This is a genomic window from Shewanella decolorationis S12 (genome assembly GCF_000485795.1).
Lineage (GTDB): Bacteria > Pseudomonadota > Gammaproteobacteria > Enterobacterales > Shewanellaceae > Shewanella > Shewanella decolorationis.
Window position 1 is genome coordinate 72,464 of sequence record NZ_AXZL01000060.1, and the last position, 23,179, is coordinate 95,642.

Here is a 23,179-nt window from a genome sequence, read left to right on the forward strand (position 1 = left end):
ATGCAGGATTTTTTCATCTTCTTGCACCTCCCCCTTGCGAAGTGGCCAACGACAACGAGGCACCACGAGTGACTATGACTTCAATTTTCCTTGCAGCGTCTACCTCTATGACTGGGAACATATTTTCAGCCATGTCCAAATAGAACTTGGCCACTCGATCCAATGCTTTACCGGTGCCTTTAATCGCAGCGCCTTGTAATGCTTCTTGGCTCATGACTTGCTGGTACAGCTGAGTATCACCGGCATTACCCGTCTGAATCGTCGGAACAGGATTTACATCAAATGCGCCAGCCAAGCCCTGAAGGAATCCGGCCATCATCGATTTGGCCACCAGCTGGCCTTGTTTCGACACCAATCGGCCACGAATACCGGCTTTGCCGTCTTCACCCACGGCATAAGAATCCAGTCGTGTTTCAATGACGCCACCATCTTCTCTCACACATGAAATGGTCTCGCCTCGCAAATAAGCACGCTCAGAGCTCAAATCACCGTAACCTGCGGCGATCAAGAAACACTCTTTGATATCCGCTCTAAATCGGTTGGGTAAAATGGCTTCCTTTTGAATCCTCAGCAATGCAGGAAAAGGCTCACGTCTTGCGGACTCATGAGTAGGAGCATCCAAACCCGTGATCAAAGTACCCGAGATAATGCTGCCTGCCGGTAGATACAAAGGCGGCGCTTCTTGCACAACAACCTCTGGTTCAGCAACCACTTCAGGCTCAATCATACGAATCGTGATTGGCGGCAATGGAACATCCCGTGCTCGTGTGCCTTGGCCATTGGCTGGCTGCTGATAGAGCGGATCAGGCAGCGGCGCATTGGCAAAATAGTCGTCTGGGTTAGACGGCAATGGCTTTTCGTCTTTAGGCAATTCCATGGCAGATAAAGGCACTTCGAAACGGCTATTTGTGCCTTCAACTGCTGCATCACCTCCAGCGCGAACATCATCAAGTTCCGCTCGAAGGCGAGCCAACTCCGCGTTGACCTCACTTGGTATAGAAGGCGAACCTGGGCTTAGCCGTCCTGAATCGACGTCACGACGCAAGCGCTCAACTTCACGACGTAACTGTTCATTGCGCTCACTGAGTAGTTTTACGTTCGCAGCCAAACTATCGACCCCAACATCACGAGTATTGGTATCCGTAAGAATGTGCCGGATCGTTTCCTGTCGGTTCCGACTACTTGAGCCATCGTCAGGATTAGGTGAAAACACCATCACCATAAGGATGAGACCACCAGCAATACCTGCAACCGATAGGCCCCGCTTCATGTTCGGGCTCATTTGTTCCCATTGTGCTTTCATCGTTATTCACCTCCCACAAGAAGCGAAGGTCGCTGACTTTCCACCGCTTCTTCACGATGATTGCGAACAACCACATACAACTCAGTCTTTTCACCCGGCAACAAGATATTGCGAGGCCAGTAGGCGCTTGCCACTATATCTGGTGAATGACAAGCTATTTCACTGGCTTCTATCGGCTCATCAGCAAAGCTTTCAACCAGTCCTACATAGACGGTGAAGTAATGTCCCGTCACAATTTGCCCCTGCTTAAAACCAAACTTTAAGCCCGGCTGAAAACATTTTGGGCTTGTGTCAGTTTGGCCAGCTAAACGGATGTCATAGCCTTGTGGTAACTCATTTAGTGCAAGGCGTCTGAGTAAGTCACGTAGGTTATCGACGTATGGCTGAGCCGTTTCCCAAGTGGCGGCTTTTCGGTTCACGACGCCCTTAATAGGCCACTGCTGACCATCAATAGCTAAGGTGATTTCACGCGGTGGAATACGACGAGGTACTAAGGTGACAGATAACGCGGGTGCTTCCAGACCAGGCGGAGTGATGTAAAGTGAAACCGGTGATTCTTTGTCCGTGGCCACATATACAACATTCCCCTTGATTTGCGTCTGAGCATCACTGGTTGTTCTCACCTGAGGCGATTCAAACGGCGTCACAATTCGATTCAGATGACCAAGTGCTACAGGGATCAGTTCATTAACCCCCGGTGTCATCAGTAGCGTTGTTGGCGTATCCGCTGCAACCGAATTGCTTTGAACCGGTGGATTTGCAGTAGCAGACTGCTTCATCACACTGGCTGGCACAATCGGCAATTCCACGTCTGCATACGACGCTTGAGATAACAGGACGCCACTCAAGCTCATTGCGATTAAGCTTGGTGTTATCCATCGACTAATTTTGGTTCGCATCATTCACCCTCCGGTTTTGCTCTTGGGTCAACTTTTCACGAACTCCCTTCGTTCTAGCTTGCCCCTCATACGTATCCATCCAACTGAGCTTTGGACGGTATTGCTCAATATCGATGTCAAACTCATAGGTGCGAGTTTGGCGCTGTTCATCTCCAGATGGCCCAGAGACCAAGGAATAACCGGTCACAAAGACATGGCCGGTTTCATACTCATACTCCACTTGTCTGGGTTGGAATTTGAGCGTGACTCGGTCTTCGCGGATTTGCCTTGCCTGAATCTCCAGTGCATCGACCACTTGCTGGTACACCGCTGGAGAAAGCAGCGGCTCGATAGCAACTCGGATGAAAGACACATTACCCGGCGTCACGTTGCCCATAAGCTCAGCCAGGTAGAGTCCCCAGGATTCAAGGTAAGGCTGAGTGGCCTGGTTTCGTGACACTTCAGCCGTTTCAGACAAAGTTGGTGGTTGAATGGCTACCACGGTATTGCGAGAAAATGCCGCAACCGCAAGCAGCAAGTTAGATAGCACCAGCACTGCAATCAGAAACCGTTGCCATCGGTTCTCTAATTGCGTGCCTTGCCATGATTTTAAAAACACGTCGAACTTCACGGCAGATAGCTCCTGATAAATGGGTTAGGGATCGTCTTGGCTTTGGTTGGCAACAGCCCAGCCCAGTAGATGGCGTGAAGAATAAAACCATCAGGGCGACCATCACGAAAACGCCGATAGAGCTTGGTTGTCACCAACCCCAACAGGCATAAAACCAAGGCATTACCGGTAAAAATGCCGATCACTAGCCCCAACAGAATGGGAGCCATCTCATCGGCACTCCAAAGCAGGAAGTGCGGCGGGTCATCGATATAGGATGGAATACTCACAGGTTCCATAGTCACTCCTCGTTGTTTGAATTGAGAAGTGAAGAATGCCTTGGGATTGGCAGGTTCAGTGGTCAGCTAGATGCCGAATTCTTGAATGTTTTGAGGGTTCTATTCAGACAATACTAACAATTGATCTTTTTGATGCGGTTGATATGATGAGGATATTGGTCGTGTCGAGACCAGCTGCCCACTTTAGCAAACCCGGACGGGACGACATGCAAATCAAATTTATTTTTTGCTTAGGTTTTTTCTGCGACCTCGGCAGTGGGCACCGTATTCGCTAATAGGAGAAACTCAATGCAAATTACTAAAATCATTTCCTCTGACACGGTTGAACGTTTAAAGCAAAAAGCACGAAAGCTTAAACGTGAAAAATCCATTACACACACTCAAGCACTCGATGAAATTGCAATCTCTGTTGGCTTTAATCATTGGCATCAGGTTGTACAAGCCAATGACGTACTGAAGCCATCAGAGGTGGCGTTATCTTCTGGATGTGTCATGGCTTTTGATGTCAAAGATGGTATGGATGTCGATACCAGTGATGGGGTTTTAATTGAAGACCATTTCTTGGAGATGCTCACTGAAAAGCAGCTATTTGAAATTTATGCCAACTCCCATGATGAGGACGACGAACAAAACAGGCCGCTAAAAGAAACGCTATCAGATTCAGAGCTTCAGGAGTACTTTCGAGATGATTGCTCATTCATGTACTTTCGCCTTGCCGAGCCTCATGCAAACAAACCGCTGAAAGAAGTATTGGCTCTTATACGACAGTACTCGTTTTGGATGCCGCAATATATTTGGCTTCAAGGTCATCTTATTGATACTTATCATTTGCCAGCGGAAGACGAGAATGGCAATACCGTTGGCGTAAGGTTTTAGCTCTACAAGATGAGGCCTAACTGGCCTCATATCTTCTTCTGCAAGTGACTTAACGCCAACCCTGCCATCAATGCCAAGCCGATGATCAGCGACGGTAGCACCACCGGTGGAATAGCCAGCGGGGCGAACAATCCCATAAACAGCAAAATGACGCCTGAGCCCAGGATAATCATGCTGTAGCGGTGAATGATAGGGCTCGAAAAATCAAAGGTTGTTTTCTTAATTTTCCAGGTCATCAAGCCGTCCCACAGCGCCGGTAACATGAGAATAAGCGCAAAGGGCAACCAGACCATCAGCAACGCAAATCGAGTGAACACTTGGTACAACACATCAAAAAATGCCTGAATACGGTCTTCTACCCAGACAAACCAAAAGCCTCCCATGTTCTCCATCCCTTTAGAGCGCAGTCGCTGCTCTTCAGTGGGGATTAGAAAATCACGCACAGATTGCTCCATCTGCGTATCCACAACCCATGACTGATACCAGCGATGGCTAGTTTGACCAATCCAATAGCTTGTTTGTGCGCCCAATTGATTTTGGATCATCTGCTTCTCTTTACTAATGACTCGGCCAGTCCAATCACCGGGCACTAATACGCCAATGGCAATAATCTCCAGCATCAGTGCCAGACACAGTAGCCAAACCGACTTATGCTTGCTCATGCCAAACATCCTCTTCTACTCGTGCCAGCATGGCTGCAACGGTTGGCGTCATAATCCGGGCTTTAATCACTTGTTGAAGCCGCTTTGTCGTCGTATGACCACTGACATAACGCACCTCGATGCGTCCTTCAGCCAAATACGTCATCCGATTTGGACGATTACGAATCCAGGTGTAGAAATACACACCATCCACGGCGGCCCACTCGAAATGGTCAGGATCACGCAGGCGAATACCCGTTAAAGCACTGGCGGCAGTCCAGGTCAGTGCCTCAATGAAATGCCAAAGGCGAACACTGTCATCATCACAACTGACTTCTTCATAACTACCCAAGCCATTGCACAGACACAAATCAAAGATGGAATGGCCATCTAACGTGAGCGCATCCGTTAAATAGTCCGCCAAACAGTGTACTGAAGCCAAAGCATGAGGCCAGTCGGTTTCAAGCAGTCTTAAAGCTTCCTTGAACTGAGGGTTATGTTGCTGCCACTGAGCGAGCATTTCTTTACTGGTAAGTGTTGTCATTTTCAGACAAACAGAATGATGCATACAGACTCCTTAAGCTGCCTGTGTAGAGCTGGTTAAAATAGGAATGCGGCCTTTGATCACGCGGCCACCTGAAAGCTTGGCGATGTACTCCAGGTTGGGAAGCTGGCCTAATAACTGCGGTGGAAACATATCGCCTTCTTCCTCCATCAAGCGCTCGCCATGATTGCCGGTAAATAACGCGGGGCTGTCCGAGTTGGACGACATACCTTGAGTTTGCATGATGTACTGCAACCGAGTCTTAGGCAGATTGTCGGTAATGTACTGCTGCGTTTCGGCGTCCATCACCCGAAGAGCTATCAAGTTGTTGATGTTACCTAACACCTGGCGAGCTTTAGCTTCACTGCCTGTACGAGCTGAAAAATCAGCAAAGGTCTGAGTAGCAATCACACAACGCATTTTTGCGCCACGGCCTTTGTTGAGCAGTTGAATGAAGGGATCGTTAACGACTTCAGCAGCCTCATCGATGAAGATATTTACGGGACGATTTTCAACACCATAGTTATAGCGGTCACCGGCCACAGCAGTGAGATCCGATAAAAGCAACGAACCAATGGCGCTGCCAACCATGGCGTCGGTCAATGAATCCAACCCGATATAGGCCACTTGGGCATTGTTGATAATACGGCCAGAATCCGTAATTAACCGGCTGTCATCCACATCGTTTGCAATGGGTGATAACAGTGGGCCTAATTCACTTGAAGTGAGCATATTGAGTACCGGCATCAATGAGGCCACCATCTTGGAATAGTGGGTTCTGTCATGCTCAAACATGCTCAATAGCCCCTCTAAATCAGTATTGGCGGCAACGGGCTGAATGCGTTCGTAGTAAAAAAGCAGCATCGCCATGGCTTGTTTAGCCAAGGTATTGGCCTTTTCGGTAAAGCGCTTAATCTCCACACTAAAGTTCGGATATACCTGCTCCCCCCAGGCTGTGACTGCTTTTACTACCAAACCTTCTGGGCCACCTTCCAAGAATCGTCTCAGTGTTTTCAGATCAGGGCGTTGTGACGTAAGCAACAAACCTTGCACGATGTTATTCAGTGCCATTTGGCCAAAGGCTTTAAATGGATCAGCACCGGTTTCAGATGGGATTAATGCCGCAATACGACTGGCAATTTCAGTGCCCCTATTAAAGTTTCTCAGGGGATTAAGACGTACTGAATGCTCTGGAAAACCCGGATGAAAATACACAAAGCGTTCAGGACTACCGGCGGCAATACAGGCTCGCTGCGCATTATCCTTAAGTTCCTTGTCTCCCTTAGGATCAATAATAATCACGGCTTCATTGCGCAAAATGGCCTGAGTGATCATCGTATCAAAGCAACGGGTTTTTCCGGCACCGGTTGTGCCGACAATTAAGGTATGCCCCTCGGTGTGACCAACTGGCTGGTACACATCTTCTTCTTTGGGCTCGACACCATGAATCCAGGTCGAACCCATTTGTTTGCCGTGACCTTGGTTAAGCAAGGTTTGCTTATCCCGCTTTAGGATTTCATAAGCACGTTGAGCATGACGCTGGTCCCACTCAAAGCCATACCCTAACCACAATTCATCAGGATGTTTTGCCATCACTTTTTGCAAATGCGACAGCGCCATAAAAGCCAAAGGTTTGCCTTTTAGCCCCTTCTGCAACTTATAAAGACGGTAAGCCTCAGGCAGGCGATACAACGCCATGCCCGAGGAAATCCCTGTCATCCACCAAAATGGCTCAGGTGGTAGCTCAGTCAGCATTTCTGCGGCAATTGCCCCAGTTGCCCCAACCAGCCAGCCTGCTGCTGCCATGGCTTCATAGTTCGTGCGCCAGGGCATCTCATATGCGTTTTCTTTCATTCATGCTCCGCAAAATAACCGTTTGCAATCCACTTAATTTCAAATGGATTAACGTTTAGCGTGAGCGGTAAACAGAACCGTTTCCCCCTCATCAAACTGGCATTCGTCACTGGCCGAGATCCCCCGAAGCAATTGCCCGGCTGGAATGCCATGCTCCTTGGCGACTTGGCGTAAGGTTTGAATTGTGACGCGAATACCATCGGCACTATGATCCACGTCTGGGTAATCGCCATCGGTCAGTAAGATGGGCAAATCTTTCACAAAATTAACCATCTGTTGCCGCTGCGCGTGTTTGGGGTCTGTACTTGAGTTCGCATTGGCCGCAATCGGCTTTTGCTTACGCTCCGCTCTTGTGGCGGGCTCTTTTGCTTGGGCATTGGTTATATTAATTCGACTCGGACGCTGTGAAGCCTCTTTGTTCTGAATTGCTGTCACTGATTCTGCGTCTTGTTTGGAAAGGTCTATCAGTGCAGTTAGCCCTTTAGAAATCGATACCTTCAGCAGTAACCCTTGCTCCTGAACTCCATCATTTGTAGTCACAGTTCTGGCTTTACGCGTCGGGTTTGCCGGATCTAGTTCAAGCCAATCTAACCGACTGAGTTCAGCAAGCAGTTTTCGGGGTGCACACCAAGGTCTTACGGCATCGGGATAGCGGATCAGAAGCTGTTCACCAACCATAATCAACGCACTGCTGGCCTCTGGGAACCACGCCAAAGATTCAGGGAGATTCAATGCCTCTGCATCTTGCTGGTTTACGTTATTTGAGATGGCGCCATCATATGAATTGTTAGGCTTTTCGCATTCATCACCTGGGGCATTTTCAGTTGCCTGGGGGGTACTAACATCACTGGCATGACGAAGTTCATCATCTTTTTCGGACGGTTTTGTCGATGGCGACTCAGTCGAATTACTGAGTTCAATTGATGATGACGCTTCAGGTAAGTCTGGATGTTCACTGGAACGACTCTGAGGTTCTGCTTGTGTTTGCTGCGTTGCTTCCCACTCAGATTTGTTAAACAGTGTCACACCACTTGGTACATTCGAGCTGAACAATAAATCGGCCTCAGATATATGCAGCATGGGTAGCCAGATTGGCTTGCCGTCTTTGATCAGCACTTCAGGGGCAAAGCTTTCATATCGCTCATTTGAGGCGGATTTAGTGGCCAATCCTCGCTCAATGAGGATGTCCGCAAGGGTATCGGGATCTCTTGGAATGCCAGGTATCTTGTCTTTGGCCAACAGCTCAATGATTTCCTTAGCCGCGCTTTTCCAAACCAGGTAAAGATTGGTTGATTGATTCGATTTTCGTATCCAAACTCTGGCATCTCGCTGATTGACCAACCACTGGGAACTGGCAAGCAATCGCCTCATAGCATCAAGTAGATAGCGTTCGACTGGGACACCAAGGGCATTGTCGTCAACGGAAATTCGTTGAGCTTTCAGGTCTCGCTGTACACTGGTTTGGTCAGCTTCAATGACCAGTTTAGACAGGACATGCTCTGGATCGGTATTGCCAATTGCTTCCAGCATGGCTTGCAAAATTTCAGGGCCAGGTTGTGTTAACCAGGCGAGCAACTCAGGCGTCATCACCCGGTTTAAAACCAGAATTGAGAATTGCTCGTGCCGTTTGCACCGTCCGTCGCGCCAGCGAATGAAATAGCGTTCAATGCTGTTATTTGTGGTCCACTGGGATAAGGTTTCTAAAAAAGGGTTCCACTGATAGCGTCCATCTTCGTCTGTGATGGACAAGTCTGAAACAGGCTTACCAATATCATGGAACAAACCGCCAAGAGCCGCTGCAACACGCCACCTTGGCTCTAGCTCTTTTTTCTCAACCGGTGTGCCACTGGCAACAAAGATGATCCCTTCAGCAGCTTGTGCCGCCCAGAAAGCAACTTCCAACGAATGACGTAATAAACCACCAGCACCACTGTGATGATGATGCTCAGAAGCTGGCAACAAGTGAACATAGGACGCCAGATGATCAATGCAGGGTTGAATCAGCCTTTGAAAGTCACGCTGGTTAAAGCTAAGTACCTGGCGCAGTTTGGCAATTAGCTCGTCTTGTGTGGACTGCAAATCCTCAGGTGACGCAGCTGGCAACCCCTTCAGGAATGGCGGGTAGCGTGGAATTTCTGCATCTAGTTGAGATGACAGCTCTGGTAATGCTTTGGCTTGAAAAAATAGGTTTTTGAACATAGTGAACCTCCGACACGATAGTGTGAAGGTTCACTAACAATTAGGTTGTTAGATAGTCGCAAGAAACTTGCACTTATCTGTAGCGATGATAGAGCTAAAGACTTAAAAACCAGTCTGGTTCAACTGTTACTTTTTCAACCAACTCTGTTTTAACACCTAAACTAAGTTCTTTGAGCTTATCGGCTAACTGATCACCATCAACCAAGTCAATCGGAGCAACACCATCACGGTTGGCTTCTTCAATGGCTGCTTTTGTAAAGCTGCCAGTTGTTATAAACATCCCACGATCTGCACGTCCTACTGTTGCCCCTCTGAAATCTCGGATTTCTGGTGCCCCAACTGAGCCTTTGTATTTTTTACACTGAAAGGCAATATGAAAACTCATCAAACCATTGATTCGGGCAATTCCTTTGCCATCGATACCACCATCCCCCGTGCGACCAGTCACTTCAACATGAATGAAGCCTGATTCTCTCAATAACCTCTGTGTTAACCGCTCAAAAGCATCAGGGCTCATTTCTTCAATGAGTACATGGTGTAACTTTTCACGCCAAGCCATAGCTTCTTCTGGTGAATCATCAGACGAAAGCTCTGGCTCTGAAGAAGAACTTTTTGACCCCCCAGGCTTTCGGTCAAGTTCTCTGACAAAGTTCACAATCTCTCGACTATCCAGCTTAGCATTTTGCTTGGCTTTATCAGTCAAAGCCCAAACGCCTCTTGATGAATTCTCAAGATATCCTGCTTTTTTGAGGTAGGTTCTCGCCCAAGCCAATCGATAACCAACCTCCGTTTGGCTGCTCTTTTCGGGGTTATGCAACACGGCTAAAGTCTGCTCATCAAACTTTTCTAGCTCCACGACCTCCTCGTATATTTCATCAATACTGCCTGAGCCGCCAAGATTGTTCAGGGCGATGATGAGTGGCTGCATCAGCTGGTCAAAAGTAACCATAAAAGATCCCATCCAAAATCAAAAATGGGCTTCCCATCCTAGAAAGAGCAGCCCATATTGGTGACATTAATATCTAACCGTTTACGACTTCCATCAATTTCGAGTAACTCGTTACAACATCATATTTGACGTTTTCACTCGTGATTTCTGCATTAATTTTTTCAAAGAATTTCCTAGCACATTCAATCTTGCGATCTTCTATGCCACGCAATTCAAGCGAAGACATCGTTCCTTTAGTCTCAGCAATAAAGTAAATGTGTTTAACACTTCCTTCTTTGAAAGAAATAGCCCAATCAGGGTTGTAGTCGCCAACAGGCGTCGGTATCAGAAAACCACGAGGCAGTTTTGCATAAACCACGACTTCTTTGCTTGTATCGAGCTCGGTAACAAAGTCCCGCTCAATGCCTTGTGAATCAACGACAACATAATCATAAATATGCTTATTAACGCCACTGACGGCTTTTGTCATATCTGTAATCTTTTGCTCAGCCGTGAATATATCAACATCATAAGATTCGTTAGTTGGATCATATGATAGCTTCTCGATAATTACAGATGCCTTTTGTTCTTTCACAAGGCGTGAAGCCTCAGCCAGAAAATGCTCAGGGTTCTGCTTAAATTGTGCAAATACAACAGGTTCTATACCCATCAGAATTTCAGCGACTGTTTTGCGAGTCAGCACACAATTTTCAGCCAGCTTACCAATCAAATCATAACGAACAGCAGAATGAATGCTCGATTGATGAGTTTCAGTCTCAGTGTTTTTCACCTTGAAACTTTGTCCAGCTTTGAGTTGTTCGTCGGTAATGCCATCCAATTGAACACCATCTTGAATGGTGTATTGAAGAGGCGTTACCTTAAGTTCTTTGTTGAGAACCTGAATGCAGTTTTTAATCAACTCAGATGAGTCAAAATCAACCTTATAAACCGCTTTGCGATTGATTTTGTGCCAAAGCTTCTGAAACTCTTTCTTATCAAAATTAGCATTCAGCGGATTATTTTTGGGTTTACGATCATCACCAACACCAGGAAGTTGTGCTTCACTATAAATACCGTCAATCAGGGTTAATATCTGTTCTCGGTATGGCTCTAACTCAACAGGCATTGGGGCTAACTGTCCATTAGCCTTAGCCTGGTGGAATGATGGTGCGATTGAATCGTCAGCTTCATTGGTATAATCATTTTTAAGCAAATACTTATAAATTTGCTTAGCCATGACAGGTGTTACTTCTACCGGGCCATCAGCCGTTGTAATTGACTTACCCGTAAAATAAGCTTCATCTGCTTTTCTAGGTCTCGCTGAGAGAGACTCGCTGATTTCTTTTTGTAGATTCGTGACAAAGTCTTTATAGCTTTCACTTGCAATCACCGACAAAACATTAATTTCATGCACAGTTGCCGGATGGTCTTGTCTGTCACCATGTTTATTGACGGCCAGACGTAAACCACGTCCAACTTCTTGACGACGAGAGATAGTATTATCGCTGTGTTTCAACATACACATGACAAATACGTTTGGATTATCCCAACCCTCGCGTAATGCCGAATGTGAAAAGATAAAACGAGTAGGCTCTTCAAAAGAAAGTAACTTTTCCTTATCTTTTAGAATCAAATCATAAGCATCTACATCGTCTGATAGACCGGCATCTTCACCACGCACTTTAAATCCAGGATTCTGAAGACGATTTGATTTCTTATCAATTGAGAAGTAACCATTATGCGTTCTAGAGCCTTCAATGGCCGATAGATAGGCTTTATAGGCATCAGTATGCTCACTTGACAATAGGGGCAACTCATCAAGATACTCCTGTACAAGCAAGGAGTACTCTTCTTCAAAGACACGAGCATATTCGCCTTTCTCATCCGCTTGAGAGTAGTCTCTATACTTTGCGACTTCGTCAATAAAAAAGAGAGAGAGAACCTTTATACCTTGGTTAAAAAGTGTTTTTTCTTTTTCAAGGTGCGCTTTAATTGTCTCCCGGATCTGTATTCGGCGAATGGTCTCTTCGGTCACATCCCCCGTGGCATCGCCCGCACTTAAAACGTGGCCATTCTTGAATTCAACCGTATCGTTAATCGCGTTGACATCAGTAACCACAAAATCACGGTACTGATCCAGACCATTACTAAGATCAAAAAGATTATCGCCCTTAGTGACTTTCTTAGGTATGCGTTTAATGCCATTTAGTTGTTTAACCTCGATCTCTATACGAGCCACTGGCATTTTTTTCGAGATCTCGATGGATTCCAGATATAGATAGGCTGTCGTGCCCGCTAAGCCCTTTACTGATATACCACGAACTGCAATTTTCTTAACCAACTTATTGTTATAAGCGTCAAGCGCATCCAAGCGATGCACCTTATTATGTGTTGTTTTATGCGTGGCCGAGTATCGAAGTACCATCAGTGGTTTGAATTTGGCTAAGGCATCTAATGTCTTCTTGCCTTCCATCTTTTGTGGCTCATCCAAAATCAGGATTGGACGGTTTGCACTAATAACATCAATAGGACGCCTAGACTGAAAGTCATCCAACTCTTCATAAATACGTCTATTGTCTTTTCCTGACGCATTAAAGGCTTGAATATTGATGACCATCACATTGATGCCACTGTCAGATGAAAAATTCTCTAACTGATGTAATTGCTTGGAGTTATAGATAAAGAATCGTGCCTTTTTACCGTCGTAGTTTTGGGCAAAATGCTCACCGGTTATTTGCAGCGACTTGTAAACACCTTCACGAATGGCGATGCTAGGCACTACGATAATAAATTTGCTCCAGCCATAGCGCTTATTCATCTCAAAGATGGTTTTGATGTAACAATATGTCTTACCTGTACCGGTTTCCATTTCAACATCGAGGTTTATCTTTGAGCTGGCATTGCCGATTAACGTTTCTGAAACAGGGAGGTTCTGTCTACTTTGAACACCATGGATATTTTGCAATAACTGCGATTCAGTGATCGCGAGTTCAGCATTTTTAAAACCATCCTGGTCACTCATATCCCAACCAGCATTACCAAACTTATCTTTGGCAACACCAGGATCGATTCGGTAGGTAACTCCCGAGGTGTTAGGTTGCCCCGCAAAGCAGTCAACAACTGACTCTACGGCAACAGTTTGATAAGGTTGGACTTTGAACTTTAACTTCATACTCCCTCCTTATATAGCTTTAACTTCAGTATGTGGCGACACTTGCTTGAAAATCTGCTCGGCATTAATTTTTACTGCATCAGACTCAAAGCCGTCATCACGGAACACCACACGAAGTGGTTCTTTTGCAGCTAACTCTTTAATCAAAGCTTCATTTATGCGCAGATCAAAACAGGCCACCAGTGCATCATCATCAACAAAGAAAACTGATTTGCCTTGGATCGATTCTTTTTTAATTGGTAAGCTTAAATCGACGCCCCAATCCAGTAAGACTTGAAAAAGTAAATCTTCATCAGTGCGGTCTGCCTTAATATTATCAACCAATAAATCTAACGAGCCCTGAGTAACTTGATCCGGGGCGTAGTACACATCTGCCATATTGGAAGTATCAACTTTGAAAAAACGAAAACCTTTGTCATCCAAGAAATTTTCAAAGAGTTTCCCCGCCTCAACTAACCTCTTGATTGACAAATCTGAAATTGATTTAAATTTATAGTTTTTTGCAATAGATTCATCACATTTTTCATCAACCTGAACAAGAATAAACCTCAGGTTATTTCCTTGCTTTTTATTTAAATCAAATACGGCATGGCCAGTAGTTCCAGAACCAGCAAAAAAGTCCATAACTATATCATCACCATTACAAACTGATTCTATAACCCTCTTTGTAACTTCAACTGATTTTGGAGTGTCGAATGGAATACCCATAGATGAAAGTAACGAATCATCACTACCTGCAAAATAGAGTAAAGAAGGAACATTTTCATACATGTTCTCGCTTAATAAATATTTTCTTGTTGGCTGTGTAGCTTCGTCCTTTCCAAAAACAATTAATCCTGCATCAAGCAATTTTTTCATTGTTGCAGGGGGATTTCTCCAACCTCTTTCAGGAACTGGACATTCCTTTTTAGTTTCAGGGTGTACTAGAGGAATAAAATAGTCATCTGGCGCTTTCTTTTTATTGGGCCATGCCATGGAGACAGTCCTATACACTCTTCCTTCGTCATCAATAAACGAATAAGCTTTTTCACCACCAGAGAAGGGAGATTTAGAAATCCATTTTTTAAATTCAGTTCTAATTTTATCGTCTACTACACCGGAATTTCTCTGTATCAACTCAGAAGCTTTATCAATAATTTTTGAAGCGTTTTCTTTTGGCCTTTTAAATTCCACATTTTCCTTAAAATAGTCCCTATTCTTACAGTATATAGAAATCAACTCGTGTTGCTGAGCAACACCTGTTGCATCACCTTTAGGGTTTCTTTTGTCCCAAACAATTGTGCCTAAATTATTTTCTTCACCAAAAATTTCAGAAAGAATCTTTTCCAAGTTTGGGTATTCATTCTCATCAATATGAACAACGATAACTCCGTCCTCTGTTAGAAAGTTTCTTGATAACTTCAAACGTGGGTACATCATGCTCAACCAATCAGAATGGAATCGTCCGTTAGTTTCAGTATTCGATACCATTTTGTTCTCGAATTCGTCGACCTGCATAGATTCTCTGAAATATTCTTCTGAACTTTTATTAAACTTGTCGGAGTAAATAAAGTCTTTGCCTGTGTTATAAGGCGGGTCAATGAAAATCATTTTTACCTTACCAAGATAGCTATCTTGTAGTAATTTAATAGCCTCAAGGTTATCACCTTCAATGAAAATATTGCTTGTACTATCAAAGTCGACACTTTTTGATAGATCAGGCCTTAGGGTTTTAGTTATTGGTGAATTCGCCAATACAATTGATTGTCTTTTCCCCGGCCAATTGAGGTGGTATCGTTCCCTATCTCCTTCAAGCAAGGAATCAGAGAGTTCTTGTTTAAGCTGGTCAAAGTCAATGGCTAGCTTTAGCTCTCCGTCAACCCCTATTGACTCCGTCACGCAGTTCGGAAACAACGCCTGAATTTTTGCTATGTTTTGCTGCGTCATATCGGGGCTATGCATCTTTAATTTATCCATGTCTTTTACCTTTTGCGTGATGCCTTATATTAAAAGCATGTGGCACTATTTATCTGATTAAAATTCTCTATTTGTGTATTCTTTATGCGAGCAGTTTTTCAATCTCACATTTTAAATTCTTTAGCTGCTTATTGAGCTCAACCTTTCGGTTAAACTGTTTCTCAGCATGAACCTTTTTTCTATACTGCGCGATTTGCTTTTCCAATGCATGAATTGCCTCCAGGCGTTGAATAGCCTCTTCTATACTCTCAGCGGTTCGTTTGGGTATGGGTAACAAGCGAGCAAGAAGCTTTTGATACAGCTCCTCCATATCGATTGCTGTAGGCAAACCCAAAACTTCTGAATTCACTGTTAATGCTTCACCGGAATTGAATATTTCTGAGTGTAGATAGTGGCTACAAACCCATTTGGACTGATCATTTTCTGCCTTACGCTTATAGCAAGCGGCATAGTGGCCTTGTTCACCACTAGCCCCCCATACCTCAAACAAAATGGGAAAAGGTATGGCCAAATCAATCGCTTTTAGTACGCTATTGTCTACTTCGTCGCCTTTAAGCTTCACACTGATAACCTGTATTTCACTGATCTCACTAGTGTGAGGAATATTCAGTGTGTTAGGTGATAGCTTGTAAGCCCAAAGGATTTGATCAACTTGCTGTACAAAAAGTGACTTCAACCCAGCGCTTGCCGCACTGTGTTCGTATATTTTGTTCTTCGGTACGACTCGACCGAACTTTGCTTTGTCAGGAAATATCCAAGGTGAGTTCATAGACTAGCTAACCTCATCCTGAGCACTGTTATCAATGAACTGCTTTTGCTGAATCACAATAAAAGCTAGCAATTCAAAGTCATCCAGCTCGGCAAATGTATTCACTAAAGCTGAGGTAGCGCCACCGCTAAACAAACTATCAATATCTTTTTCTTCCTTAACTTCAACCATGCTTTTTATGGCATCTGTCAGAAGGTGAGAGTAACGCTGCATATCTCGACCGTCTTGCGTTAAGCGATTAAATAAAGCACAAATCTCACTGAGCGGTGCTGTTTGACCTTTACAGCTACTTCGGATTAAATCTAATAGTCTCTTTACCTCAAAATGATTAGCGACGATGTCACCTTCATTCGATACATAGACAAGGTAATAAGGGTGGAGCCTGTTTTGCAGATCTCTATCGATACTGTTATTAACGTTTTTCAGCGCAAACACCACGCCAGGCAATAACCCTAATTCTGGCTTAGCCTCAACCACCGCATGCATGCCGCTTGGTGCATTTCTTGGTTCGCCGTAGAGTTTCATTAGATTTAGCAGGTCCATTCGAAATTCGTTTAGACCTAGATCGGTGATAGAAACCCCCGTTTTTAAATCTTCAAGCTCGATGACTTCTTCTTGTAGTTTCTTTAACTGCTCTTTACGGTACGACACATCATTCGCTTGACTACTTAGAACGTTGTCATCACCGGTCGCTGTTACGTCAACAATCGTCATTCGACTTTCAACACGTTCTTTTAAGTTGATGTACTCATCCAGCGATATATCAGGCCAGTAGTTAACTAACTGAATACATTTATTCGGCGAGCCAATACGGTCAACACGCCCAAAGCGCTGAACAATCCGAACTGGATTCCAATGAATATCAAAGTTAATTAAGTAATCGCAATCCTGTAAGTTCTGCCCTTCAGAGATACAGTCTGTAGCAATCAACAAATCGATTTCAGCGGGTTCGTCAGGTAATACACTGGCTTTCGACTTGGAAACTGGAGAAAACAAGGTGAGCACTTCTTGTGTGTCGTAACCTTTTCGTCCGGTTTTTAAGGTGGTCTTAGGTAAACTGGCACCACCAGTGATCATCGCAGTATGGATTCTATGCTCGCTTAACATCACAGGTGACAACTGCTCGTACAGATACTGAGCGGTGTCAGCAAACGCCGTGAACACGATGATTTTCCTGTTTCCAGGATTTATCGGATTATTTATTTTTGCAGCAATATGTGATTTCAGATGCTGCAACTTAGCATCTTCTTCTGGCTTAATTTTGCTAACAGAATCTAGTAACCCTTTGATCAGCTCCAAATCGCCATCTAAATCCTGCTGCCAGGATGGAAGATCCATATCCATTAGCTTAATTTTGATTTTGTTACCGATTTCCATATCGTGATAAGAAGGCATATCGTCTTCATCTGCTTCAATAGACTCTAGCGCTTCAACGAGACTGCTCACTTCGGTTTGCCCGTCTCGCTTATAGAATTCGTCGATAATACCTAGAACACGAACATGGTTATCATGGAGAGATTGCAAGGTGCTTCTGAACGAGTATACGGAGCTCTCAAGACGCTTTAGGAGGTTCGTTGTCATCAATGCAACCAAACTTTTTTCACGGTCGCTTTGCTTTAATTTACCTTTTCCGCCTTCAACTTCCGTGTCATACATCTCCTCATATTTCTTCAATCTACTCGGGAGGATATAACTCACTGGCGCATAAACAGATAGTTTGAGTAGCTTAAGCTGTTCAAAGATCTCATTCAGGCTAACTACATCCGAACGAGTAGTAAGCGGACAATGAAACGAGATTGGCTTGTTACGTTCTGGGAAATGGCCAATATCTGTTGTGTCATAGAAAGTTGTGATGTGCTTTCGTGAGCGAGCGATAGTGACGCTATCAAGCAGTTCAAAAAAGTCAAAATCCAAGGCATCGAGTATGGCTTTAGCTGTTCGTGTCTCTGGATCTAGTTTGGACCAAGCGTTAAATGCAGCTTGTGCTTGGTTGAATATCTGCTCTACGCTTTTTGTGGTTTTAAGATGCTTTGTGAGATTGCTCGACTCACCTTCATAAGCTAGCGCAAGCTGGTTTCTTAGGTCAGTAAATCTGTTATTCACTGGTGTAGCTGATAGCATCAGGACTTTGGTTTTCACGCCAGCGCGAATAACTTTATTCATCAGTTTCTGATATCGAGTTTCTCGATCTTTCACTGCATCGTTATTTCTAAAGTTATGCGACTCATCAATGACGACCAGGTCATAGTTACCCCAGTTGATTCTATTCAACGGAGTACCGAAGGATTCGCCAGAGGTTCGGCTCAAATCTGTGTGACACAAAACATCGTAACTAAAACGGTCTTTAGCAAAGATATTTGTTTTTAGGTTTCGATTAAAGTTGAGCCAGTTATCCGCTAACTTTTTCGGACATAGAAGCAGCACTGATTTGTTTCTGAGCTCGTAATACTTGATGACAGCTAACGCTGTAAATGTTTTACCAAGACCAACACTATCAGCCAGAATGCAGCCGTTATAGGTCTCTAACTTATTGATGATCCCGGTCGCAGCATCTTTTTGATAGTTAAATAACTTGTTCCAAATCAAGGTGTCCTGATAGCCGGTTCGATCATTTGGTAATACATCCTCTGTAATATCATCAAGGAATTCATTAAAAATGTTATACAAAATAATGAAATAGACTTTTTCAGGCGAGTTTTCCTGGTAGACAGACTCTATATGCTCGCAAATTGTTTTAGTAACATCTTGAAGCTTCGCAGGGTCTTTCCAAATTTGGTCGAATAACTGTAAGTACTGCGCTGTGAAATTTGGCTCATCGATTTTTTGCACAAAATTCGAAATAGCGTTTCCTCGCTGATACCCTAGATCAACCGCCGTAAACCCGCTAACCGGAGCAAAAACTGCACTCATTGTCTCTGTTTGCTGTCTAGGTGCTTCCGCCACAACAAACGACTGCATTGGAGAATCAGTTTTGTTTGATTTGAATGTCGCTTTCTTTCTGATCCAGTTTGCACACTCTTTGGCGATCGCCTTTTGAGTGAGCTTGTTCTTTAACTGTATTTCAAAGTCAGTTCCGTAAAGGCTGCGTTCACGCCCTGCTTTGGGAATAAAGAACTCTCGTTTTTCTTTTTTGAGTTTATCGGTAACTTCATCTGCGACAAAAGTAGGTGATGTGAAGATGAACTCAAGTGAGTCTATCTTCGCTAACTCCTTTTTGAGAGCCTCATACGCATAAATAGAAAAGCAAGACGCAGCAATCTTTAACTTTGTATTCGGTGTCAGCGTCTGTTGAAGCTCGTCACCTAATAGGTTGTTAAGGTTATCGATTATTTTCATCAAAATTTATTCCCTGCGCCAAGTTCGTTTTTGTGCATTAGTTACCAAGTTCTTTTTCAATCCCTGGAGCTAGCATGATGTTTTTAACTCCATAAAGTGTTGCTCTGTTCTTTAAATGCAATTGAGCTCCACCATCTTTTAGTGTGGCGTTGGAAGAACAATCCACATTCCATTGTCTGAGTAAATAGCCTGCCGTTGCCGCTCTAATCTCAATCTTTAAAACGCCACATTTCATGCCATAGTCCAACTCTATCGCTTCGCTGTGCTCAATACGAGGATGCGGCACTAACTCTAGCTCTACAAAGCGATTCCATTGCCGGTCTTGGGTTTCGAGCTCCGTTTCAGACAACGTCGAATCCTCAATCACAACCGCTGCTTTAATGCGGGTCAGTACAAAGTCACGGAACTCGCTATGCTTGCGGTCAAAACCACGAACATGCCAACGCAGGCCATTGTCCACCAGCGTATGCGGTACAATTTCACGCGTGGTTTCACCGCTCGATAACGATACATAGGTGATACGCAAGGCTTTGCCTTTGTGTATGGCCTCGGTGACTTTCGCCACTATCGATAAACTCGGCTTGTTGAGGTGATAAGGCGCTTCACAAGCAAGGGGTGGTTTTACCTTGCCAGTGAAGCCATCACCGTACCCTTGGCTAATAGTTGCCAATGTTCTCACAACGTCATAGTCGAACAAGGGCTCAAAAGCTTCACCGCGCTTATGCAACTTGAGCTTTTGGTCATACTCAATGTTGCCTGGTGCAAGCTCTCGGTACATTGTGAAGTCTTTCGTTGCTTGTGCGGCGGCAATGCTGAACCGATCTACTAAGTCTGCCCGTACCGCTTCTCCCTTAAACAACAAGGTGAAATCGATATGGGCAATGCGATCCCTGGTTGCTTGCGGCAACTGCGCTATCTGCGAAAGCCTATCTGGCTTCGCCACTACCGTTTTTTTCAGACCATCATTTGTCATGCGTCTTGTTTATCCAATTCAACCAGATTCTTAAAACTCTGTTTATAAAGTTCGGTCAGACATCACGTAATCACATTGAACGGCATGGCATAAAGCTGCTATTCATCCGCAATGGCTAATCAATCTCTACCGGTTGAAGCTGAACAGATGGCCATAAAACACTGAATAGGCTTCAACCTAATTAATTTTATTAGGTATCATCCTATCACAAATTATTTTGTAGGGAAGACTAAGCGGCAACTTTTTGATCTGGATTACAATTGTCGCTGAGTCATGAGCGTGAAGACCTTGTTTTGTGCCAATGCTGATAGCCGCTATCAATGCGCTACCCGAACCAGTGGCACCACGATGTTACCGCGATGCGATACCCCTTTGTCCGACTCTGTAGACATCAGGGCTCGTTGCTCACTCTCCCGAATGCGCCTGGCAACTTCTGCCTGGGCTGGTAGCAATGGCAGCATCCCTTCAGCAATCGCGTCCGGTGCAGACTCTTGGCCACAGGACATCAAGTGCTTCCATGGATCTTTAAGAAAGCGCTCGAACGTGATGCCAAATTCAATGATGCGGGCAGAGACGAAGATTTCGCCCCAGTATTCAATGTAGGTGTCTTGGTACATGGAAAGATTCCTCTTGTTGGTTATATACCCTTCCTACTTGCAGCCGCAGCGGTGTTACCTGCATTCGCTCACCCCAATCACATAGAAGATCTATGCTCATGGGGACTCGCTCACTTGCCGCCTAGCTGCAACACCAAGTAGTTTGGGTATAACGTAAGTTCACTTTCCATTTTCCAGAGGTTTTCAAATATGCAAGGCTTACCTTGTGAAGAGCTACAAAGCTTTAAATCGATTGCGGGCATCTTTGTAGTCATAGTGGGCATGTTCTGAGCCACGATGATACAAATCATCCAGGTAAGTTTGTTCCTGCGGCAACTCGTCTTCGCTGATTTCGCGCCACCAATGTTTGTTGGCACCTTTAACACCGTCATGCCAGCGGTAACCACGCTCTTTTAAATAGTCCTTTACGTCAAACGGCGCACCAAACGCACGAACTAACACAGTTCGCCTGTCTGCTTCAGACAACAAGTTTGCAACGGACTCGGGCAACAAATGAAACAACCAGGCCATCGCCAAACAATCGGTTGCAGCTCGGTGTCCTTCATAAAACCAACCTAAGCGAAGCAGCAGGTACTCAAGTTTTCTACTTTCAAAGCCCAGCGCCTTCCAATCTATGCCACTGGCTGAACAGGCCCAAGATAGATGTCCTAATGCAGCAAACCGCTTTTCAAAGAAAGGACGATCAAACTGTGCATTGTGTGCAACCACCAGCGGATCATCGGATAACCAACTCGCTACCAGTGAATCATCAATGTGCTGGCCTTGCACCATCTCATCGGTGATGCCGGTTAACTCGGTAATCAGCTCGGGGATTGGCTTGCCGGGATCTTCATACAAGCTGATCACATCAACAATCGACACAATCCGCTTAGCCGAGGGACTGTAAAGCACCCTAACCATACCAAGCTCAATAATGGACTCGTCATCGGCAGACAGTCCAGTTGTCTCTGTATCGAGCAGCACCATTGGCTGTTCATCGCCTACCATAGGAGAAAGTTCAAGTGGCCAGGACTGCGGCTCACGCGTTAATGGAATACGCTCCAGCAATCTAAAATCTTCTGGTCTTTCTGGGATATCCGCGAGGCGCTCTAGCGGAAATGGCGTAGGGGCTCTTGTCATTGATGGTTCCTCTTCAATTCTATTGTTCGCTTTGGGTTATTTCATTGTGCCCTGTTCGTTTATAAACGCATTTGTACAAAATGCACCTTGGATACCTCAGCATTTTTTAATCTTTCTACTGGGTGAACCCATGTATGAAGGCTTTGGTTAATCCTTTCAGAAAGTCTTAGCTAAACCGTTTAGGTAACCCTTACCGATACCCTTTACGTATGGCTTAGCCAACCCCTTTTCAAACGGTTGAAAAAGGCTTTAACTGAGTTCGACTGAGCATTTTAATGATGCTCCTGACTTCGCTTTAAGCCAGTAAATTCAATACGAAGCAGAATTTTACTAACTGTTTTTAAACCCTTTGCAAAGGGTTCAACAAGCCTTATCTGACGGTTACTCGACCCATGCGTTAACCAGTAGCAGTAACAGGATCAGTAACAGAAACAAGAGCAGTAGGCAGAAGCAGTATTGTCCAAGCCTTGCAGGCTTTGACGAGGGCGAGCGATCCCCCACATCAAGCTTTTCAACACAAAAGAGAAGTCACCCACGACACAACGTCTTACTCGAACAACTACAGTTTTACCTACAATTTTACTTGTAGAAATCAGCATAGCATTAGATACTGTATAAACAAACAGTATCAATTGTAATTTTTCGAGGTTCGTCATGAGTGTCTCGCTGATAGGCCGTAGCGGCGCACTTGCTTTCATCAAAGCCAAGCGCCTTCGTATTCCATTGTTCATGGAACGTGTTTCTGCTGGTTTTCCCTCACCAGCGCAGGATTATGTTGAGCAAACGCTCGACCTCAACGAGCTGTGCATCAAGCGACCGGCTGCAACGTTCTTTGTGCGTGTTGAAGGTGATTCAATGATTGATGCCGGGATTCACCCAGATGATATTTTGGTGGTTGATCGCTCTGTCCAAGCAGAACACGGTGACATTGTCATCGCGGGAATCCATGGAGAACTCACGGTAAAGGAGCTTCAACTAAGGCCGTGCGTCAAGCTGATCCCAAGAAACCAGGCGTATGAGCCCATTCATATTCCTGAAGGGGCAGAGTTAGAGATATTTGGTGTGGTCACCAATGTGGTGCGAAACATGCGCCGTAAGTCGTAAC

At 44.8% G+C, this 23,179-nt stretch carries 18 protein-coding genes; 2 read left to right on the forward strand and 16 right to left on the reverse strand.

Annotated features, from left to right (window positions below; genetic code table 11):
- Window positions 1-13: 13 nt before the first annotated feature.
- The 4 genes from SHD_RS08250 to traL are packed head-to-tail and all read right to left on the reverse strand — an operon-like array spanning window position 14 to window position 3,090.
- A complete protein-coding gene (locus tag SHD_RS08250; RefSeq protein ID WP_023266687.1) occupies window positions 14-1,303 on the reverse strand; it encodes a TraB/VirB10 family protein in 1,290 nt (429 codons plus the stop codon).
- A 2-nt stretch (window positions 1,304-1,305) separates the two neighbouring features.
- Window positions 1,306-2,202, reverse strand: coding sequence for a TraK domain-containing protein (locus SHD_RS08255; RefSeq protein WP_039977901.1), 897 nt, complete (start codon window positions 2,200-2,202; stop codon window positions 1,306-1,308).
- The gene (locus SHD_RS08260) at window positions 2,186-2,812 is read right to left on the reverse strand and encodes a TraE/TraK family type IV conjugative transfer system protein (RefSeq protein WP_023266689.1); all 627 of its coding nucleotides are present in this window, start codon (window positions 2,810-2,812) and stop codon (window positions 2,186-2,188) included. The genes SHD_RS08255 and SHD_RS08260 overlap by 17 nt, the downstream gene beginning before the upstream one ends.
- Complete coding sequence (traL, locus tag SHD_RS08265) at window positions 2,809-3,090, reverse strand: type IV conjugative transfer system protein TraL (protein ID WP_000433891.1); 282 nt, start codon at window positions 3,088-3,090, stop codon at window positions 2,809-2,811. The genes SHD_RS08260 and traL overlap by 4 nt, the downstream gene beginning before the upstream one ends.
- Before the next feature lie 288 nt (window positions 3,091-3,378).
- Between traL and SHD_RS08275 the strand changes: the two genes are divergently transcribed.
- Complete coding sequence (locus SHD_RS08275; protein WP_023266690.1) at window positions 3,379-3,966, forward strand: hypothetical protein; 588 nt, start codon at window positions 3,379-3,381, stop codon at window positions 3,964-3,966.
- Window positions 3,967-3,992: 26 nt separating this feature from the next.
- Here the strand turns inward: SHD_RS08275 and SHD_RS08280 are convergent, their stop codons facing one another.
- The 12 genes from SHD_RS08280 to SHD_RS08335 form a co-directional block, all read right to left on the reverse strand.
- The gene (locus SHD_RS08280) at window positions 3,993-4,628 is read right to left on the reverse strand and encodes a DUF4400 domain-containing protein (RefSeq protein ID WP_032481061.1); all 636 of its coding nucleotides are present in this window, start codon (window positions 4,626-4,628) and stop codon (window positions 3,993-3,995) included.
- On the reverse strand, window positions 4,615-5,175 hold the full coding sequence (locus SHD_RS08285) for a hypothetical protein (protein WP_023266692.1): 561 nt from the start codon (window positions 5,173-5,175) through the stop codon (window positions 4,615-4,617). Before SHD_RS08285 ends, SHD_RS08280 begins: the two co-directional genes overlap by 14 nt.
- A 9-nt stretch (window positions 5,176-5,184) precedes the next feature.
- Complete coding sequence (gene traD, locus SHD_RS08290) at window positions 5,185-7,005, reverse strand: conjugative transfer system coupling protein TraD (protein WP_023266693.1); 1,821 nt, start codon at window positions 7,003-7,005, stop codon at window positions 5,185-5,187.
- 48 nt (window positions 7,006-7,053) lie between these two features.
- The gene (gene mobH, locus SHD_RS08295) at window positions 7,054-9,204 is read right to left on the reverse strand and encodes a MobH family relaxase (RefSeq protein ID WP_023266694.1); all 2,151 of its coding nucleotides are present in this window, start codon (window positions 9,202-9,204) and stop codon (window positions 7,054-7,056) included.
- Window positions 9,205-9,298: 94 nt separating this feature from the next.
- A complete protein-coding gene (locus SHD_RS08300) occupies window positions 9,299-10,153 on the reverse strand; it encodes a restriction endonuclease (protein WP_024024115.1) in 855 nt (284 codons plus the stop codon).
- Between the two features lie 73 nt (window positions 10,154-10,226).
- A complete protein-coding gene (locus tag SHD_RS08305) occupies window positions 10,227-13,304 on the reverse strand; it encodes a type III restriction-modification system endonuclease (protein ID WP_023266696.1) in 3,078 nt (1,025 codons plus the stop codon).
- Between the two features lie 9 nt (window positions 13,305-13,313).
- Window positions 13,314-15,260, reverse strand: a complete 1,947-nt coding sequence (locus tag SHD_RS08310) for a site-specific DNA-methyltransferase (protein WP_023266697.1) — start codon at window positions 15,258-15,260, stop codon at window positions 13,314-13,316.
- Window positions 15,261-15,342: 82 nt separating this feature from the next.
- Complete coding sequence (locus tag SHD_RS08315) at window positions 15,343-16,029, reverse strand: DUF4391 domain-containing protein (protein ID WP_023266698.1); 687 nt, start codon at window positions 16,027-16,029, stop codon at window positions 15,343-15,345.
- 3 nt (window positions 16,030-16,032) lie between these two features.
- Window positions 16,033-19,365 (reverse strand): helicase-related protein, encoded by a 3,333-nt coding sequence (locus SHD_RS08320; RefSeq protein ID WP_023266699.1) that lies wholly within the window; start codon window positions 19,363-19,365, stop codon window positions 16,033-16,035.
- 37 nt (window positions 19,366-19,402) lie between these two features.
- Entirely contained in the window at window positions 19,403-20,338 is a 936-nt protein-coding gene (locus SHD_RS08325; protein ID WP_023266700.1) for a WYL domain-containing protein, read from the reverse strand.
- Window positions 20,339-20,655: 317 nt separating this feature from the next.
- Window positions 20,656-20,955, reverse strand: a complete 300-nt coding sequence (locus tag SHD_RS08330) for a hypothetical protein (RefSeq protein WP_014703148.1) — start codon at window positions 20,953-20,955, stop codon at window positions 20,656-20,658.
- 213 nt (window positions 20,956-21,168) lie between these two features.
- Window positions 21,169-22,074 carry a 3'-5' exonuclease gene (locus SHD_RS08335; protein WP_023266701.1) on the reverse strand — a complete coding sequence of 302 codons (906 nt, stop codon included), beginning with the start codon at window positions 22,072-22,074 and terminating at the stop codon, window positions 21,169-21,171.
- Between the two features lie 654 nt (window positions 22,075-22,728).
- On the opposite strand from SHD_RS08335, the gene umuD reads away from it, so the two are divergent.
- Window positions 22,729-23,178 (forward strand): translesion error-prone DNA polymerase V autoproteolytic subunit, encoded by a 450-nt coding sequence (gene umuD / locus SHD_RS08340; protein WP_000116661.1) that lies wholly within the window; start codon window positions 22,729-22,731, stop codon window positions 23,176-23,178.
- Window position 23,179: the final 1 nt, after the last annotated feature.

Excerpts from the sequence above, each read along its gene's own strand:
- SHD_RS08285 (WP_023266692.1), bottom strand. The coding sequence starts at position 5,175 with ATGCATCATTCTGTTTGTCTGAAAATGACAACACTTACCAGTAAAGAA.
- SHD_RS08315 (WP_023266698.1), bottom strand. The coding sequence starts at position 16,029 with ATGAACTCACCTTGGATATTTCCTGACAAAGCAAAGTTCGGTCGAGTC.
- mobH (WP_023266694.1), bottom strand. The coding sequence starts at position 9,204 with ATGTTCAAAAACCTATTTTTTCAAGCCAAAGCATTACCAGAGCTGTCA.
- umuD (WP_000116661.1), top strand. The coding sequence starts at position 22,729 with ATGAGTGTCTCGCTGATAGGCCGTAGCGGCGCACTTGCTTTCATCAAA.
- SHD_RS08335 (WP_023266701.1), bottom strand. The coding sequence starts at position 22,074 with ATGACAAGAGCCCCTACGCCATTTCCGCTAGAGCGCCTCGCGGATATC.
- traL (WP_000433891.1), bottom strand. The coding sequence starts at position 3,090 with ATGGAACCTGTGAGTATTCCATCCTATATCGATGACCCGCCGCACTTC.
- SHD_RS08280 (WP_032481061.1), bottom strand. The coding sequence starts at position 4,628 with ATGAGCAAGCATAAGTCGGTTTGGCTACTGTGTCTGGCACTGATGCTG.
- SHD_RS08330 (WP_014703148.1), bottom strand. The coding sequence starts at position 20,955 with ATGTACCAAGACACCTACATTGAATACTGGGGCGAAATCTTCGTCTCT.
- SHD_RS08325 (WP_023266700.1), bottom strand. The coding sequence starts at position 20,338 with ATGACAAATGATGGTCTGAAAAAAACGGTAGTGGCGAAGCCAGATAGG.
- SHD_RS08305 (WP_023266696.1), bottom strand. The coding sequence starts at position 13,304 with ATGAAGTTAAAGTTCAAAGTCCAACCTTATCAAACTGTTGCCGTAGAG.
- traD (WP_023266693.1), bottom strand. The coding sequence starts at position 7,005 with ATGAAAGAAAACGCATATGAGATGCCCTGGCGCACGAACTATGAAGCC.
- SHD_RS08250 (WP_023266687.1), bottom strand. The coding sequence starts at position 1,303 with ATGAAAGCACAATGGGAACAAATGAGCCCGAACATGAAGCGGGGCCTA.
- SHD_RS08320 (WP_023266699.1), bottom strand. The coding sequence starts at position 19,365 with ATGAAAATAATCGATAACCTTAACAACCTATTAGGTGACGAGCTTCAA.
- SHD_RS08310 (WP_023266697.1), bottom strand. The coding sequence starts at position 15,260 with ATGGATAAATTAAAGATGCATAGCCCCGATATGACGCAGCAAAACATA.
- SHD_RS08255 (WP_039977901.1), bottom strand. The coding sequence starts at position 2,202 with ATGCGAACCAAAATTAGTCGATGGATAACACCAAGCTTAATCGCAATG.
- SHD_RS08300 (WP_024024115.1), bottom strand. The coding sequence starts at position 10,153 with ATGGTTACTTTTGACCAGCTGATGCAGCCACTCATCATCGCCCTGAAC.
- SHD_RS08275 (WP_023266690.1), top strand. The coding sequence starts at position 3,379 with ATGCAAATTACTAAAATCATTTCCTCTGACACGGTTGAACGTTTAAAG.